The sequence below is a fragment of the Asticcacaulis sp. genome (assembly GCF_035497195.1).
Classification (GTDB): Bacteria; Pseudomonadota; Alphaproteobacteria; order Caulobacterales; family Caulobacteraceae; genus Asticcacaulis.
Genome location: NZ_DATJDZ010000011.1, coordinates 100796 through 117028, shown reverse-complemented (window position 1 = coordinate 117028; position 16233 = coordinate 100796). Strand labels below are relative to the sequence as shown.

Below are 16233 nucleotides of genomic sequence, written 5' to 3'. Positions count from 1 at the left end.
GAAACCTTCCTATACCTCCCTGACTTGTCGGGGAGGGGGACCGCGCCGAAGGCGTGGTGGTGGTGGGGTTTCTTGCTAGCCCTCATCCGGATGAAAGGCTGTTTTCGCCTTCGTATCCGCCGTGAAGAGATAGACCAGCAGCGATACGGCAATACAGGCGGTGACGTACCAGAAAAAGCTCTGCTCCACGCCCGCCTGTTTCAGCCATAGCGCCACATATTCCGCCGAGCCGCCAAAGACCGACACGGCCACCGCATAGGGCAAGGCGACACCGAGCGCCCGGACATGCGAGGGAAACAGTTCCGCCTTCACCACGGCATTGATCGAGGTGTAGCCGCTGACGATGATCAGCGCCGCCATGACCAGCCCGAAGGCGGCCCAGAAACTTTGCACATGGGCCAGCGCCGTCATGATCGGCACGGTGAAGATCACGCCAAGCACGCCGAAACCGATCAGCAGGGGGCGGCGGCCTATCCGGTCGGACAGGGCGCCAAAAAGCGGCTGAGCCAGCATGTAGAGAAACAGGGTCAGCGCCGATAGGCTCGTCGCCTCGGTCTTGCTCCAGCCGGCGGTATTCACCAGAAATTTCTGCATGTAGGTGGTGTAGGTATAGAAGGCGACCGTGCCGCCCAAGGTCAGGCCGACGACCTGCAAAGCCTGCCACGGATGCTCTTTCAGGAGCGTCAAAGTGCGGTTGCCGGTAAATTTCCGGCTCTCCTCGAAGGAAGCCGTTTCTCTGATATGACGGCGGATAAACAGCGCCGCCAGGGCCAGCAAGGCGCCGATGACAAACGGAATTCGCCAGCCCCAGGCCTCAAGCTGCTCATGCGTCAGCAGCCACTTCTGCAACAGGATCAGCACGCCCAGCGCGATCAGTTGACCCATGATCAGGGTGACATACTGGAAGCTCGACCAGAAACCGCGATGGGTTTTGCCGGCCATTTCCGACAGATAGGTGGCGCTGGCGCCGTATTCGCCGCCGACGCTCAGGCCTTGCAGCAAGCGCGCCAGCAACAACAGCGCCGGGGCGGCGATCCCGATGGTGGCGTAGCCCGGCGTGAGGGCGATGATCAGCGAGCCGGCGCACATCAGCAGGATAGAAACCGTCAGCCCGGACTTGCGGCCATAGCGGTCGGCATACCAGCCGAGCAGCCAACCGCCGATCGGCCGCATGAAGAAGCCGACCGCGAAAATCGCCGCTGTATTGAGCAGTTGCGCCGTCGGGCTGGCATTGGGAAAGAAGGCCGGCGAGAAATAGAGGGCAAAGGCCGAATAGGCGTACCAGTCGTACCACTCGACCAGATTGCCGATCGATCCACCGAGGATGGAACCCAGTTTGTTATTGCCCTGTTTCATGCGCCGAAGCTTTCACAGTTCAATTGACGAGACAAGGCGGTTTGTTTTAAGGATCAGCAACCGTCTCCCGCAAGGTATCAAGTCTCATGAGCGACACCATTCCTCCCCCCGAAGTCATCTATGTCGACGCCCATAAGGTCGCCTGCAACGGCGGCGGCGGCGCGCTCGGCCATCCGCTGACCTATTACGACCTGGGCGAGGACGGTACGGCCGAATGTGGCTATTGCGACCGCAAGTTTGTTCATCAGAGCCACGCCAACGATTATCATGATCCGGCGCCACGTCCGGAAGGCGAGCACTAATTGCGCTTTTTACATACGATGGTGCGGGTGCATGATCTCGATGCCTCGCTGAAATTCTGGTGCCAGGGTCTTGGCCTGATCGAAACCCGCCGCATGGAATCAGAGAAAGGCCGGTTCACGCTGATCTATCTGGCGGGCCTGCGCGATGAAGACCAGGCGCGGTCATTCAACGCGCCCGAACTCGAACTGACCTGGAACTGGCCGGACGCCGACGGTAACGCCGAGACCTATACCGGCGGCCGCAATTTCGGCCACGTCGCCTATGAGGTCGATGACATCTACGCCGCCTGCCAGCATCTCGCCGATGCGGGCGTGGTCATCAATCGCCCACCACGCGACGGCCATATGGCCTTTGTCCGCTCACCTGACGGCATTTCGGTCGAACTGCTGCAAAAGAACGGCGCGCTCGAACCGGCAGAGCCGTGGGCCTCGATGGCCAATACCGGAAGCTGGTAGAACTGGTAAATCTCGCCCGCCCCATTTACGGGGAGGGCGAATGACTGCCTCGCACCCAAAAACCACACCCTGTCGGTAAACTTAATGCGGTGTTAGCTATCACGGATTTGTGGATTGTCTTTGCCTCTATAACGGCGTTTTTTGATTTGGCCGCCTGAAGAGACGGCCAGACTGCCGCAGGGTTTGCGACGTCCGCACATAGTATGTTTTGAGGTGCTGACATGACCAGGGCCGCTATTGCCACCGACCACCACTCACCCCTTTTAGACGCCGCGAAAGCCTTTGCCCTGCTGCCAGTGGGTCTGGTGCTCGTCGTCTATCTCGCCTGCCGCGAACGATGGTGACTTGATTTGGTCAGCAGCTTTGATTTGGTATAGGGATCATATGGCCTTATGAAAGGCCAACGCCGATTCCCAGCCGAACAGAGCACCTATGTCTGAAGCCGTCCCCGAAAAGCAAAAACGCCTCGTCCTGATCGACGGCTCCGGCTATATTTTCCGCGCCTATCACGGCCTGCCCCCCCTGACGCGCAAGTCGGACGGACTGCCGGTCGGCGCTGTGGCTGGCTTCTGCAATATGCTGTTCAAGCTGATCAAGGAAAACCGCGGCGATGACGCGCCCTCGCACCTGGCGGTCATTTTCGACGCCGGCTCGAAGACCTTCCGCAATGAGCTTTACGATCAGTACAAGGCCCACCGTCCGCCGGCGCCGGAAGACCTGATCCCGCAGTTCCCCCTGATCCGCGACGCCACCCGCGCCTTCGGTGTGCCGGCGGTCGAAATGGCCAATTTCGAGGCTGACGACCTGATCTGCACCTATACCCACCTGGCGAAAAAAGACGGCTTCAAGGTCACCATCATCTCGTCGGACAAGGATCTGATGCAGCTTGTCGATGACGATGTCAGCCTGATGGACCCGGTAAAAGGCACGCTCGTTGGCCGCGAAGGGGTGATCGAGAAGTTCGGCGTACCGCCCGAACTGGTGGTCGATGCCCAGGCCCTGATCGGGGATTCGGCCGATAATGTGCCGGGCGCCCCCGGCATCGGCGTCAAAACCGCCGCGCAACTGCTGCTCGAATACGGCAATCTCGACGCCGTGCTGGCGCGCGCCGGTGAGATCAAACAGGAGAAGCGCCGCCAGACCCTGATCGACTTCAGGGATCAGATCCTGCTGTCGCGCGAGCTTGTGACGCTGCGCTGTGACTCGCCCACGCCGGTCGATATCGACAGCTTTATCCTGAAGGAGCCGGAACAGGACGTCTTGCTGACCTTCCTGGGATTGATGGAGTTCAATTCACTGGCCAAGCGCGTCGGCGGCAATGCCTTGAGCCTGCTGCAAGGCTCTTCAGCGCTCGACAAGCTGCCGACCGCACCGATTCTGCGCCCGCTTTACGGCGCGCCAAAGAAAGGCCCGGCCGAGGCCGCTATCCAGCCGGTTCACCGCGAAACTTACGAATGTGTCCAGACCCAGGAAGCGCTCGAAAAGTGGATCGCCTGCGCCTATGAGGCTCAGGTCATCGCCATCGATACGGAAACCGACGATCTTTCCGCCTCCCATTCCGGACTGGTCGGCATTTCGCTGGCCGTCGGCGTCAATCAGGCCTGCTATATTCCGCTGGCCCACACCAGCAATGAGGGTTTTGATTTTGGCGACGGTGGCGGCCTCCAGCAGATCGATTTCCAGACGGCTATCGCCGCGCTCAAGCCCCTGTTTGAAGATCCGAACATCCTGAAGGTCGGGCAAAACATCAAGTACGACCTGTCGGTCCTGCACCGTCACGGCATCGATGTCGCGCCCTATGACGACACCATGCTGATCTCCTATGTGCTCGAAGGCGGGCTGCACGGCCACGGCATGGACGAACTTTCCGAATTGCACCTCGGCCACACGCCGATCACCTTCAAGCAGGTGGCCGGCTCCGGCAAGTCAGCCAAGTCGTTCAAATATGTGGCCCTGAAAGAAGCCACCGAATACGCCGCCGAGGACGCCGATGTCACCCTGCGCCTGTGGCACATCCTCAAACCGCGCCTGGCCCAGCAAAGCCTGTTGACCGTTTATGAGACCCTGGAGCGCGGGATGCCCGCTACCCTTTCCGAGATGGAACTGGCCGGCATCCGCATCGATCCGGCCATATTGCAAAGCCTGTCGCATGATTTCGGCACGCGTATGAACGCCATCGAACAGGAAGCGCAGGCGCTTGTCGGCCGGCCGTTCAACATGAACAGCCCGCAGCAGCTCGGCCAGATCTTCTACGATGAAATGCAGCTCCCCGGCGGCAAGCGCACGGCCTCCGGCCAATGGGCCACTGACGTCAAGGTGCTGGAAGAACTGGCTGAAAGCGGTCAGCCGCTCGCCAAGATGCTGCTCGATTACCGCCAGATGGCCAAGCTGAAAGGCACCTATACTGACGCCCTCACCGGCTATGCCGACAAGAACACCCAGCGCATCCACACCAGCTTCCATCTCGCCGCCACCCCGACCGGGCGCCTCAGTTCCAACGAACCCAACCTGCAAAATATCCCGATCCGCACCAGCGAAGGCCGCAAGATCCGCCAGGCGTTTATCGCCAGACCGGGCCACAAGCTGATCAGCGCCGACTATAGCCAGATCGAACTGCGTATCCTCGCCCACATCGGCGACATTCCGCAGCTCAAGGCCGCCTTCGCCCGTGGCGACGATATCCACGCCATGACCGCCTCGGAAATGTTCTCGACGCCTATGGAAGAGATGACCTCCGAAATCCGCCGGCGCGCCAAGGCGATCAATTTCGGCATCATCTACGGCATTTCCGCCTTCGGCCTGGCCAATCAGCTCGGCATCGAACGCGGAGAGGCCGGCCGCTATATCGAGACCTATTTCGACCGCTTCCCCGGCATCAAGGCCTATATGGACTCAACAAAAGCCTTCGTGAGCGCCAACGGTTTTGTCACCACCCTCATGGGCCGCAAGATCCATATCCCCGAAATCAACGGCAAGGGCGCGATCAAGTCCTTCGCGGAGCGCGCCGCCATCAATGCGCCGATCCAGGGCACCGCGGCCGATGTCATCCGCCGCGCCATGATGCGGATGCCGCAGGCGCTCGCCGATGCCGGTTTCACCACAAAGATGCTGTTACAGGTCCACGATGAACTGATCTTCGAGGCGCCGGATGCCGAGGTCGAGGCCGTGATCCCGCTGATCAAGCGCATCATGTCCGACGCCACCCTGCCGGCGCTGGAAATGAGCGTGCCGCTGGTCGTCGAGGCCCACGCCGCCCTCAACTGGGACGAGGCGCATTAATATTTTCGCGCGGCCAATATCCTTAATCCGTTTTTTACCATGTCGGACGTATGACCACCTTCAGTGTCGATGTGGGCTGCGTTTTCAGGGCCAAAACCGATCCAGTACAGCATAACGCAGGCTGTTGGATGCGACGTGTATTTGTGTCGGTCCAGGGGATTTGCGTTCGTCATGCTGAAAAAACTCACCATCCGCGCCAAGGTTATTCTTGGTTTCGCGCTTGTGCTCTGCGCCGCTGTCGCATTGGGCGTCTTCGCGATCCAGCGCCTGAATGCGGTCAATACCTCGGCAAAGGACGTCGCCACCAACTGGCTGCCGGCCGCCAATGTGTTGGGCGATCTGTCGCAGGATTTCGAGCAAATGCGCGCCCGCCAGGGCCAGCTCATCCTCGTCCCTGTCGAGGGTCGCGCTGAAATGAAGGACAAGCTGGTCGATTCCGAGACCCGCATTGCCGCCGATCTGAAAGCCTACGAGCCACTGACGACGGAGGGCGAAGAGCGCCAGATGGCCGAAGCGATCAAGACCGCCATGGCTACCTATGTCGCTGATAATGCCCCCCTGATCGCCGAGGTCGATGCCGGTGACATGGTCGGATCGGTGGCGCGCTATAAGGGCGATATGCAGGACAACGCCAATGCCGTGCGCAAGGCCATCCGCGCCGACCGCGCTTTCCAGCTCGATCAAGGCAACAAGGCTGCCATGGCCGGCGTGGCGCAAGGCAAGGCCGCCATCACTCTCATCATGATCGCGCTCAGCGTCACCGCCGCTTTCTGCGTCGTCATCGGCTGGCTGATGATCATGGGCATTTCGAAGCCGCTGGCAGAACTAGCGGCCGCCTTTACCCGCTTGTGCAACAGCGATACCTCGGTCGTCGTGCCGTGCAAGGACGAGGTTGGCGAACTGAAGCAGATGTCCACCGCCGGCGAATTCCTGCTGGCCGCCCTGCACGCCCACAATACCGCCGAAGCCGACAAGGAACGCCTGCGCACCGAAGCCGAAGCCGAGCGCAAGAAGACCATGTATGACCTGGCCGATCAGTTTGAGAACGCCGTCGGCGGCATCGTCGAGATGGTGTCCTCCGCCGCCACAGAAATGCAGGCCACGGCCTCGCAACTGACCTCATCGGCGCAAGAGTCCGCCGCCCAGGCCACCTCGGTTTCCGCCGCCGCCGAAGAAGCCGGCACCAATGTCACCTCGGTCGCCGGTTCGGCCGAAGAACTGGGCGCCTCGGTTTCGGAAATCGGCCGTCAGGTCGAGCACTCCTCGCAAAAGGCGCGTGAGGCCGTGCGTGAAGCCGACGCCACCGCCGCGATTGTTTTCGAACTGTCCCAAGCCGCCGACCGCATTAACGGCATTGTCGATATGATTACCGGCATCGCTTCGCAGACCAACCTGCTGGCGCTCAATGCCACCATCGAATCGGCCCGCGCCGGTGAGGCGGGTCGCGGGTTCGCCGTCGTCGCCTCGGAAGTGAAGGCCCTCGCCGGCCAGACCAGCCGCGCCACCGCCGAGATCAGCCAGCACATCGCCAGCATCCAGTCGACCACGAAACGCGCCGTTGAAGCCATCGAAAATATCACCGGCACGATCCGCGATATCAACGACTCGTCCTCCACCATCGCCGCTGCCGTCGAGCAGCAAGGCTCGGCCACCAATGAGATCGTACAGGCGGTCAATCAGGCGTCGATAGGTACGCAGGAGGTGACCTCGAACATCACCGGCGTGGCCCGCATGGCCGAGGAAACCGGCGCCGGCGCCGCTCAGGTGCTTTCTGCTTCCGGCGAACTAGCCCAGCAGGCGGCCAACCTGCGCACGCAGATCAACAGCTTCCTGGCGCACGTCAGAGCCGCTTAAGCCAGCATACGCACATTCGGCTCGCGGTCGAAATAACGCTTCGCGCCAGCCTTCGGCAGGTCTTCGATGCTGACGATACCGGCATCGGGGACCACGCCCGCCTTATCGAGCAAGGGCTTGGCTTCCGGCGTATGGCCGATGGCCTTCAGGTGGCCAAAGGCGTTCATCACAAACTCGACCGCCGCCGATTCCTTCAGCAGCATTTGCGTCCCTTTTTCGGAGAGCAGCACAGCCACGGCGTCAAATATCTGCGACGGCGATCCGGCCAGTTGGCCGTCGGCCTTGACCACCGACCCATCCGCCAGTTTCACCGCGCCGATCTTGGGCGCCACCACTACGGCCTTACCGCCCTCAACCGTAATCGCCTCGATCAGCGCGGTCAGTTCCGCCGCGTCGCTGCCATCAGCGATCAGGATGCCGACCTGACGGCCATTCAGCGTTTCCAGCATCTTCTTCTGAATGCTGAGGGCCGGTGACGGGGCCATATCGATCGGTTTGCGCGCCGCCTGACTGGCCTTTGGCAGGTCGATGGCGAGGCCCGCGGCGACCCGTTTGGCCAGGTCTTCATCGACATTGCGCAGATTGGCGACCATGCGCGTCTGGACCGGCGCGACCCCTACCTTCGACAATTCGAACACGAAGCTCGAAGCGATATGGGCGCGTTCATTGTCAGTCTGCGACTGCCAGAACAGCCCCGCCTGGGAATAGTGATCGGCGAACAGTTCAGCGCGGATACGCAGTTTCGGCCCCTGCTCATCCTGTTCGGCACGTCCCTCAAAACTGGTGAAACCGGTCGCCGGACATTCGCGCGGCCCGCCGATCTCGCCATTATCGGCTAGGGAATTCGGCTCGTAATTGGCGCGGCCCTTCGGCACCTGCGTCTGCATCAGGCCGTCGCGCTGGAAATTGTGCATCGGGCATTTCGGCGCATTGACCGGGATCTGGTGGAAGTTGGCCGTGCCGAGCCGCGACTTCTGCGTATCGAGATAGGAGAACAGCCGGCCTTGCAGCAGGGGATCGTTGGAGAAATCGATGCCGGGCACGATATTGGCCGGACAGAAAGCGACCTGTTCGGTTTCGGCGAAGAAGTTATCCGGATTGCGGTCGAGCACCATCCGCCCGACGATACGCAAGGGCAGGACTTCTTCGGGGATCAGTTTGGTCGAATCGAGCACATCATAGGGCTGTGAATCGGCAAAGGCCTGATCGAACACCTGAAGACCCAACTCCCATTCCGGAAAATTACCGGTGTCGATGGCTTCATAAAGATCGCGGCGGTGATAATCATTATCCGCCGCCTGTAGCTTCAGCGCCTCATCCCACACCGTCGATTGCACGCCAAGCTTCGGCCGCCAGTGAAACTTGACGAAGCTTTCCTTGCCCTCGGCATTGACCATGACGAAGGTGTGAACGCCGAAGCCTTCCATCATGCGCAAGCTACGCGGGATGGCGCGGTCGGACATGGCCCACATCAGCATATGGGTGGTTTCCGGCATCAGCGAAGCGAAGTCCCAGAAGGTGTCATGCGCGCTGCCCGCCTGCGGATAGGCCTTGTCGGCCTCCATCTTCACCGCATGAACCAGATCGGGGAACTTGATGGCGTCCTGGATGAAGAAGACGGGGATATTGTTGCCCACCAGATCCCAGTTGCCTTCCTTTGTATAAAACTTGACCGCGAAGCCGCGCACGTCGCGCGGCGTATCGACCGATCCGGCGCCGCCAGCCACTGTGGAAAAGCGCGTGAACAGCGGCGTCTTTTCGCCGACGCGCTGGAACAGATCGGCCTTGGTGATATCGGCCAGGGAGTCGGTCAGTTCGAAATAACCGTGCGCGCCGGAACCGCGGGCATGGACAATGCGTTCGGGGATACGCTCATGGTCGAAATGAAAAATCTTTTCGCGCAGGACAAAATCTTCCAGAAGCGTCGGGCCGCGCGCACCGGACTTCAAACTGTTCTGGTTGTCGGATATGCGGATGCCCTGATTGGTCGTCAGGTGTACCTCGCGGGTAGACCCGTCATGATGCACCTGCTGATGGGTCTCGCCACCATTACCTTGTGTCGTATCGAATCCGGCCTTGTCATCCATGATCATATCTCCCTGTGATCGGTTAATCTGACGACAGGTGCGACCTTGGCGCGTAAATAATCAGTCAGGATTTATTGACAGAAGATAAGGGACGACGCGTAATGGTGGCCATGACCGTCAAAACCCTCGACCATATCAATATCCAGACCCGCGACATGGCTGAGACCATCCGCTTTTACGAAGACCTGCTGGGTCTGGTGGCGAAGACCGCGCCGCGCCGCAAACCCGCTGAGCGTCAGTGGCTCTATGCCGGCGAGCGCGCCGTTATCCACCTTAATCTCTTCGGCACGGACAACACCTATGTGCGCGAGGTCATTCCCGGCGGCACGACCGGTGCCATCCACCATATCGCTTTCGAGTGCGACAGCCTTGATGACATGGTGACGCGGCTTGAGACGAAAGGCCTGCGCTATGAGCGCGCCGAACTGCCGGAAATCAATCTGACGCAGCTATTCGTCGTCGATCCCAATAACGTGCTGCTGGAACTGAATTTTCGATATTAGGCGGCTAGTCCCGCTGCCTGCATCATCGGTTTGAGCGTGGCGAGCACCTGCGGCTGCGAGGAAAGCCCCGACCGGATATCCGGGTCACGCAGCATCTTCATCGCCTCTGCCCTGGCCTGATCGCTCAGCGGACCGAATGGCGCCGATTGGCCTGCGGCGAAGCTCAGCAGCATCGAAAACTTCTGCATCGCCGACGCGCCGCCACGCAGGATATGGGCCAGCAGCTTGACATCGGTAGCAATCAGATTGCCGATCTCACCCAGTTTCTGGCTGACCTCCCGGCCATCCTGATCGACCAGCGCCGCCGCCGCGACCCGGCCCTGCATCTGCGCCAGGGCCAGCAAACGCTGCGCCGCCGATTGACTGTTCTCACGCATATGCCGCTCGAACTTGGCCGTGCCGACGATCTGCGACAGCCAGCGCGCCGCCTGGCGCTTATTGGCGGCGCCGACCATGTTTTCACATAGCCAGATCAAACGATCGGCTTCCTCGACCGGCGTTTCGGCGGTTTCCAGCAGGCTGGTGACGAATTCCGCCGAGACCAATCTTTTCGACCGTTCGACAAAGGCGTCCTTGATGTCGTCGCGCTGGGCCTCATCGCGCCCGGCAGCGGTCATGCACAGGGCCAGCACGCGCAGGGTCTCGATCTCGGCTTCAGGATCGCTGGGCTTGAGCCGGCGCGGACTCTTGAGTTCCTCCACCAGGCGCTTTGAAATATGAAAACTGAGTTGCGACAAATGGCCGTCGCGGATCAGATCGTGATAGCCGCCGAGCACACCGGCGAGCGGCGGCATCAGCCGCGCCACGCGGGCGTCGCTGCGGGCGATCACCGCCACCTCGCGCCCGGCCGCCATACGCGTCATGACCGTCATTGCGTCGCCGAGATCGGCGTTCTGGCCGAGAATTTCATTGAGGCTGGCGCGCAGGCCGAAGATTTCGGTCACCGGTATTTCGACCACCTGCAGCGCCCATTCGTGGTCGGCGTGGGCCTCAAGATAGGCCGTGATGAGCTTGGCGTAGCTCAGCAGGATTTCGAGCTTGGTCGAAGAGCGCCGCTGACCTTTTAGCACTGCCGCCAGCGCGCCGCCGAAGATATAGGCGCGTTCCGGATGCTCATGTAGCCTGTCGATCAGGCTGAGGCAGTTTTCCGGCGTCATCACCGGGAAAAGCGCCTTTCGTCCATCCTGGATCAGGCGCGTGCAGGCGCGGTCGATCAGGCCGGTCCAGCGGCGCATCAGTTCATGCAGGTCCTGGCCGGTCTCGTGGCTTTCGGGCACGGAAAGCTTTTGCACCACATGCAGCAGTTCGCTGCCGGAGGCCTCCAGCCTTTCCGCCAGATCGGGCCTGTGCAGCAGTTCGAAGGTGGTCACGCCTTGCAGTTTGAGCCAGTCTTCGAGCAGCCGCGAAATCTTTTCGCGCGAATGGACGCTGTATAGATCCTGCGGACTGATGCAGACCGTATCGGTGGCGGGCGGCAGCTTGACTTTCTTTTGCGGCGCGGAGACGCCTTTGTCGAGAAGGGTCAGGCTGCGGTATTCACCGGTTTCCGGATCGAGCGTTTCCTTGGTGACGCGCACCGCCGACCGACCGCTTTTCAACAGCTCCTCGGCAGTCAGTGTAACGCTTTCCCGCGATTCTCCGGCCATCTCCAGCACCCATGACGCTTGCGGCGTGCGACGGGTGAATAACTCGTAATGCACCTGATGGTGACTCATGGTGTGCCTGAAATCGTTAGTGCTTGATCTGCATGGATTTATTACACACATGACGTTAAATTATGATTTAGGCCCGAATTGAGCGGCCCAAGGCATAAAAACGCCGTGTTGCCGCCCTGAAAAGACCGCAGCCATGCGTTTAGTGCAGATAACAAACCACCGATGGGGGTTTTACACGGCAAAGTTCAATTGAACTTTGGCGATATGCGTTTATTTAAGAGAATAGTTTTTCAATCGGAGATCACATGGCCAAGATTACTTTGGTGGACGACGACGAGAACATTGTCACCAGCGTGTCTCTCGCGCTCGAAAGCGGCGGTCACACCGTCGAGGCCTATTATGACGGCGCCGCCGGTCTGGCCGCGCTTGAAAAAGACCCGCCCGACCTCGCCATCCTCGACGTCAAGATGCCGCGCATGGACGGCATGGAAGTGCTGCGTCGCCTGCGCAACACCTCGAACCTGCCGGTCATCATCCTGACCTCGAAGGACGACGAGATCGACGAGGTGCTGGGCTTCAATCTCGGCGCCGACGACTACATGCACAAACCGTTCTCGCAGCGCCTGTTGCTGGAGCGCGTCAAGGCCGTGCTGCGCCGCGCCGGCATCGTCGAACAGGGCGAGGCCCCGGAAGTCACCGAGGCGCTGAACGCCAAGTCGCTCAAGCGCGGCAAGCTGGTGATGGACGCCGCCCGCCACGAATGCACCTGGGACGGCAAGCCGGTCCGCCTGACGGTCACAGAATTTCTGCTGCTCCATGCGCTCGCTCAGCGCCCCGGCTTCGTCAAGAGTCGCGACAACCTGATGGACGCCGCCTATGACGATCAGGTCTATGTCGATGACCGCACCATCGACAGCCACGTCAAGCGGATGCGCAAGAAGTTCCGCGTCGTTGATCCGACGTTCGATTCGATCGAAACCCTCTACGGCGTCGGTTATCGCTATAGAGAGATTTAAAGACGAATGAGTAAGCCTTGGCTAAAACGGCTCCCTTTCGGTCAGTCCCGGTTGGGACGGCTGATCTTCGGGCTGAATGTGCTGGGGCTGATCATCATCGTCATCGGCGCTCTGGTGCTGAGCGATTTCCGCGGCGGCCTGATCAATGCGCAGAGCGATTCCCTGCTCTCGCAGGCCCAGTTGATGGGCGAGGTCATCGCCGAGGTCGCTACCGAGGGCGTGCCGGAACCGCATCTCGAAGCGGAAAATGCTGCTGTGGTGCTGGCCAGGTTCATTCCGTCGGGCCAGCGCGCGCGGCTGTTTGACGAGCAAGGCAACCTGATCTCCGATTCCTATGCGGTGTCCGACATGATCGACGTGTCGCGCCTGCCGCCGGCGCGCAGCCCCAAGGACCCACCGCCGGAAGATAAATCTGCCAAGCGTCAGGCCCGCCGCGCCATCGCCGAACAGCAACTGCGCGGTGAGGTCATGATGGCCCTGTCCGGCTCGCCGCCCACCGCCGTGGTTCGCCACAATGAACGCGGCATCAAGGTGGTGTCGGTATCGGTGCCCCTGCGTCACGTGAAAGAAGTGCTCGGCGTCCTCACCATCGAGCGCGGTGATGTCGACAAGATCGTGGCGGCGCAGCGTTGGGCCATGCTGCCGTTTATCCTCGTCGCGTTCGGCGTCACCATGCTGTCGTCGCTGCTGCTCAACTGGCTGGTCAGCCGGCCGATCCATCGCCTCTCCGCCGCCGCCGATAACGTCCGGCTGGCGCGCACCCGTGCCATTTCCCTGCCCGATCTGGAAAGCCGCAAGGACGAGATCGGCACACTGGCCCGCTCACTGGAATCGATGACCGATACCCTGTGGCGGCGCATGGAGGAGATCGACCGCTTCGCCGCCGATGTGTCGCACGAGATCAAGAATCCGCTGACCTCCATCCGCTCGGCGCTGGAAACCCTGCCGCTGGTCAAGAGTGACGAGGCTAAAGAGCGTCTGATGGCGGTGATCAACCAGGATGTGCGCCGCGCCGACCGCCTGATCACCGACATTTCCAACGCCTCGCGCCTCGATGCCGAGCTGTCGCGCGACACGCCGAAAAAGGTCGAGGTCGGCACCCTGCTGGAAGATATTATCTCGCTCTACCAGCAGAGCCATATCGCCGGCCAGGTGGCGGTCAGCCTTACGCGCACCCTGTCGCCGGCCGCTGCCCGTGTGAGCGGCCGCGAGGGTCCGCTTGGTCAGGTTTTCCGCAATATCATCGATAACGCCCGCTCCTTCTCCCCGGAAGGCGGCGAAGTGCGCGTCACGCTGGCGCACGGCACCAGCGATCCGGCCCGGCCGATAAGCATTGTTTTTGAGGACGATGGCCCCGGCATTCCGGAAGACAATCTGGAAACCATCTTCCAGCGCTTCTATACCTCACGCCCCAAGGGCACGAGCTTCGGCAAGAATTCCGGCCTCGGCTTGTCGATCTCGCGCCAGATCATCGAGGCGCACAACGGCAAGATCTGGGTCGAAAATCGCAAGGATGACAAGGGACAAATTGTCGGCGCGAAGTTCTGCATCCTGCTGCCGAGCGCGCACTGAACCGGCAATTGAGGCCGTCCATATAAAGATATCTTTATATCTTTATTGCCAATCCGTCGGCAGGCCGTTATAAGCCGCTTCATATCTTACAAAACGGAATCCCAACATGGCCGCCAAAGACCAAGATTTTATAGTCAAAGACATCTCGCTCGCCGCCTTTGGCCGCAAGGAAATCGACATCGCCGAAGGCGAAATGCCGGGCCTGATGGCCACGCGCGCCGAATTCGGCCCGACGCAGACCCTCAAGGGCGCCCGCATCGCCGGCTCGCTGCACATGACGATCCAGACCGCCGTGCTGATCGAAACCCTGCAAGCCCTCGGCGCCGAAGTGCGCTGGGCCTCGTGCAATATCTTCTCGACCCAGGATCACGCCGCCGCCGCCATCGCCGCCACCGGCACGCCGGTTTTCGCCATCAAGGGCGAGACCCTGGAAGAATACTGGGACTATGCCCACAAGATCTTTGAATGGCATGACGGCGGTTACCCCAACCTGATCCTCGATGACGGCGGCGACGCCACCCTGCTGTGCGTGCTTGGGCCGAAAGCTGAAAAAGACCTGTCGCTGCTGGCCAATCCGCAGAACGAGGAAGAAGAAGCGCTCTACAAGGTGATGAAGCGCTACATCAAGGAAAAGCCCGGTTTCTATTCGGCCATCGCCAAGGCGATCACCGGCGTTTCGGAAGAAACCACCACCGGCGTTCACCGTCTTTACGCCATGGCGCAAAAGGGCGAACTGCCCTTCCCGGCCATCAACGTCAACGACTCGGTCACCAAGTCGAAGTTCGACAACCTTTACGGCTGCCGTGAATCGCTGGTCGACGCCATCCGCCGCGCCACCGATGTGATGCTGGCCGGCAAGGTCGCCGTCGTGCTGGGCTATGGCGATGTCGGCAAGGGGTCTGCCGCAAGCTTGCGCAACGGCGGCGCCCGCGTCATCGTCACCGAAATCGACCCGATCTGCGCCCTTCAGGCCGCCATGGAAGGCTATGAGGTCCGCACCATGGAAGAGGTCGCTTCTGCCGCCGACATCTTCGTTACCTGTACCGGCAACAAGGACGTGCTGCGCCTCGAACACATGCGCGAGATGAAGCACAATGCCATCGTCTGCAACATCGGTCACTTCGACTCGGAAATTCAGGTCGCCGCCCTGAAGAACTTCAAGTGGGACGAAATCAAGCCGCAGGTTCACCACGTCGAATTCCCCGACGGCAAGAAGATCATCCTGCTGTCGGAAGGCCGTCTGGTCAACCTCGGCAACGCCACCGGCCACCCGTCCTTCGTCATGTCGGCTTCATTCACCAACCAGACCCTGGCCCAGATCGAACTGTGGACCAATGCGGCCAAGTATGAAAAGTCGGTCTATACCCTGCCGAAGCACCTTGATGAAAAGGTCGCGCTTTTGCACCTGGCCAAGCTCGGCGCCAAGCTGACCGTGCTCAATCCGGAACAGGCCGATTATATCGGCGTCCCGGTGGATGGGCCGTTCAAGCCGGATCACTACCGCTACTAATATGCAACTGTGTTTAGCGTCGTTAAGTCAGGCCGTTAGGCTTGAGCTTATCGCCGCCAATGGGACGTGAAAAGCGGCGCTAAACACAGTTGCTCCCTGGTCAGCCGGCGCTCGATTCCTTGCGGCGAGTCTGTGACGGCGTTTCACCAAACAACTGAGTGTAGTATTGCGCGAAGCGACCGGCGTGCGGGAAGCCATGATCGGCGGCCACATCGGCGATCGGCCGGACATCATTGATATCTTTCAAGGCCTCGTGCGTCATTTTCAGCCGCAGGGTGCGCAGGTAGGCGTGTGGCGTGACATCCATATGTAAGCGAAAACTGGTTTCCAGAGTGCGGACGCTGATATTTGCCGCCCGCGCCACCGTCCCCATGCTCGGATTATTGCGCGCCTCGTGGTGCATGAAATCGCGCGCCAGATGCAGATGGTTCGGCATTGGCCCCGCGGCATTGTTCAGTTTCAGCCCGAAATCTGTCATCTCGCACACCGCCCAATGGAATCGGCAAGGAAGTAAAGCAAAAGCACCTCCTGTAAAAAGGAAGCGGCTCTCCGGCAATAATAGGGAAGTCCGCCTTGCAAAAAAATGTCTATTCTTTGCACATAATCCACCTGATCATTAAGCACAAAGCCTTTAGTGATAGTT

General features: G+C 60.5%; 13 protein-coding genes. 9 read left to right on the top strand and 4 right to left on the bottom strand.

All coding sequences use genetic code 11. The annotated features are described in order from the left end of the window. Positions 1-75: 75 nt before the first annotated feature. A complete protein-coding gene (locus VL130_RS03710; protein ID WP_325361350.1) occupies positions 76-1356 on the bottom strand; it encodes an MFS transporter in 1281 nt (426 codons plus the stop codon). Between the two features lie 86 nt (positions 1357-1442). On the opposite strand from VL130_RS03710, the gene VL130_RS03705 reads away from it, so the two are divergent. From VL130_RS03705 to VL130_RS03685, 5 genes are all read left to right on the top strand, one after another. Continuing rightward, complete coding sequence (locus tag VL130_RS03705; protein ID WP_325361348.1) at positions 1443-1658, top strand: zinc-finger domain-containing protein; 216 nt, start codon at positions 1443-1445, stop codon at positions 1656-1658. After that, positions 1659-2114 carry a VOC family protein gene (locus VL130_RS03700; RefSeq protein WP_325361346.1) on the top strand — a complete coding sequence of 152 codons (456 nt, stop codon included), beginning with the start codon at positions 1659-1661 and terminating at the stop codon, positions 2112-2114. 221 nt (positions 2115-2335) lie between these two features. After that, positions 2336-2458 (top strand): hypothetical protein, encoded by a 123-nt coding sequence (locus VL130_RS03695; protein WP_325361345.1) that lies wholly within the window; start codon positions 2336-2338, stop codon positions 2456-2458. Between the two features lie 88 nt (positions 2459-2546). After that, positions 2547-5393, top strand: a complete 2847-nt coding sequence (gene polA, locus VL130_RS03690) for a DNA polymerase I (RefSeq protein WP_325361342.1) — start codon at positions 2547-2549, stop codon at positions 5391-5393. A gap of 171 nt (positions 5394-5564) precedes the next feature. Then, on the top strand, positions 5565-7247 hold the full coding sequence (locus VL130_RS03685) for a methyl-accepting chemotaxis protein (RefSeq protein WP_325361340.1): 1683 nt from the start codon (positions 5565-5567) through the stop codon (positions 7245-7247). Here VL130_RS03685 and VL130_RS03680 read toward each other — a convergent pair. After that, positions 7244-9334, bottom strand: coding sequence for a catalase (locus VL130_RS03680; RefSeq protein WP_325361338.1), 2091 nt, complete (start codon positions 9332-9334; stop codon positions 7244-7246). The two genes, VL130_RS03685 and VL130_RS03680, sit on opposite strands and share 4 nt — an antisense overlap. Before the next feature lie 110 nt (positions 9335-9444). On the opposite strand from VL130_RS03680, the gene VL130_RS03675 reads away from it, so the two are divergent. Further along, positions 9445-9837, top strand: a complete 393-nt coding sequence (locus tag VL130_RS03675) for a VOC family protein (protein ID WP_325361335.1) — start codon at positions 9445-9447, stop codon at positions 9835-9837. Here VL130_RS03675 and VL130_RS03670 read toward each other — a convergent pair. Next, positions 9834-11552, bottom strand: coding sequence for a hypothetical protein (locus VL130_RS03670; RefSeq protein ID WP_325361333.1), 1719 nt, complete (start codon positions 11550-11552; stop codon positions 9834-9836). The genes VL130_RS03675 and VL130_RS03670 overlap by 4 nt on opposite strands. Before the next feature lie 245 nt (positions 11553-11797). Between VL130_RS03670 and VL130_RS03665 the strand changes: the two genes are divergently transcribed. The 3 genes from VL130_RS03665 to ahcY all read left to right on the top strand — a co-directional run bounded on the left by VL130_RS03665 (position 11798) and on the right by ahcY (position 15590). Further along, positions 11798-12508, top strand: coding sequence for a response regulator transcription factor (locus VL130_RS03665; RefSeq protein WP_325361331.1), 711 nt, complete (start codon positions 11798-11800; stop codon positions 12506-12508). A 6-nt stretch (positions 12509-12514) separates the two neighbouring features. Next, positions 12515-14080, top strand: a complete 1566-nt coding sequence (locus VL130_RS03660; RefSeq protein WP_325361329.1) for an ATP-binding protein — start codon at positions 12515-12517, stop codon at positions 14078-14080. Positions 14081-14186: 106 nt separating this feature from the next. Beyond that, on the top strand, positions 14187-15590 hold the full coding sequence (gene ahcY / locus VL130_RS03655; RefSeq protein WP_325361327.1) for an adenosylhomocysteinase: 1404 nt from the start codon (positions 14187-14189) through the stop codon (positions 15588-15590). 100 nt (positions 15591-15690) lie between these two features. Here ahcY and VL130_RS03650 read toward each other — a convergent pair whose 3' ends face one another. Next, positions 15691-16068 carry a helix-turn-helix domain-containing protein gene (locus VL130_RS03650; RefSeq protein ID WP_325361323.1) on the bottom strand — a complete coding sequence of 126 codons (378 nt, stop codon included), beginning with the start codon at positions 16066-16068 and terminating at the stop codon, positions 15691-15693. Between the last annotated feature and the right edge of the window lie 165 nt (positions 16069-16233).

Coding starts and splice junctions, on each gene's coding strand:
- VL130_RS03710 (WP_325361350.1), bottom strand. CDS start 1,356: ATGAAACAGGGCAATAACAAACTGGGTTCCATCCTCGGTGGATCGATC.
- VL130_RS03705 (WP_325361348.1), top strand. CDS start 1,443: ATGAGCGACACCATTCCTCCCCCCGAAGTCATCTATGTCGACGCCCAT.
- VL130_RS03695 (WP_325361345.1), top strand. CDS start 2,336: ATGACCAGGGCCGCTATTGCCACCGACCACCACTCACCCCTTTTAGAC.
- polA (WP_325361342.1), top strand. CDS start 2,547: ATGTCTGAAGCCGTCCCCGAAAAGCAAAAACGCCTCGTCCTGATCGAC.
- VL130_RS03685 (WP_325361340.1), top strand. CDS start 5,565: ATGCTGAAAAAACTCACCATCCGCGCCAAGGTTATTCTTGGTTTCGCG.
- VL130_RS03680 (WP_325361338.1), bottom strand. CDS start 9,334: ATGGATGACAAGGCCGGATTCGATACGACACAAGGTAATGGTGGCGAG.
- VL130_RS03675 (WP_325361335.1), top strand. CDS start 9,445: ATGACCGTCAAAACCCTCGACCATATCAATATCCAGACCCGCGACATG.
- VL130_RS03670 (WP_325361333.1), bottom strand. CDS start 11,552: ATGAGTCACCATCAGGTGCATTACGAGTTATTCACCCGTCGCACGCCG.
- VL130_RS03665 (WP_325361331.1), top strand. CDS start 11,798: ATGGCCAAGATTACTTTGGTGGACGACGACGAGAACATTGTCACCAGC.
- VL130_RS03660 (WP_325361329.1), top strand. CDS start 12,515: ATGAGTAAGCCTTGGCTAAAACGGCTCCCTTTCGGTCAGTCCCGGTTG.
- ahcY (WP_325361327.1), top strand. CDS start 14,187: ATGGCCGCCAAAGACCAAGATTTTATAGTCAAAGACATCTCGCTCGCC.
- VL130_RS03650 (WP_325361323.1), bottom strand. CDS start 16,068: ATGACAGATTTCGGGCTGAAACTGAACAATGCCGCGGGGCCAATGCCG.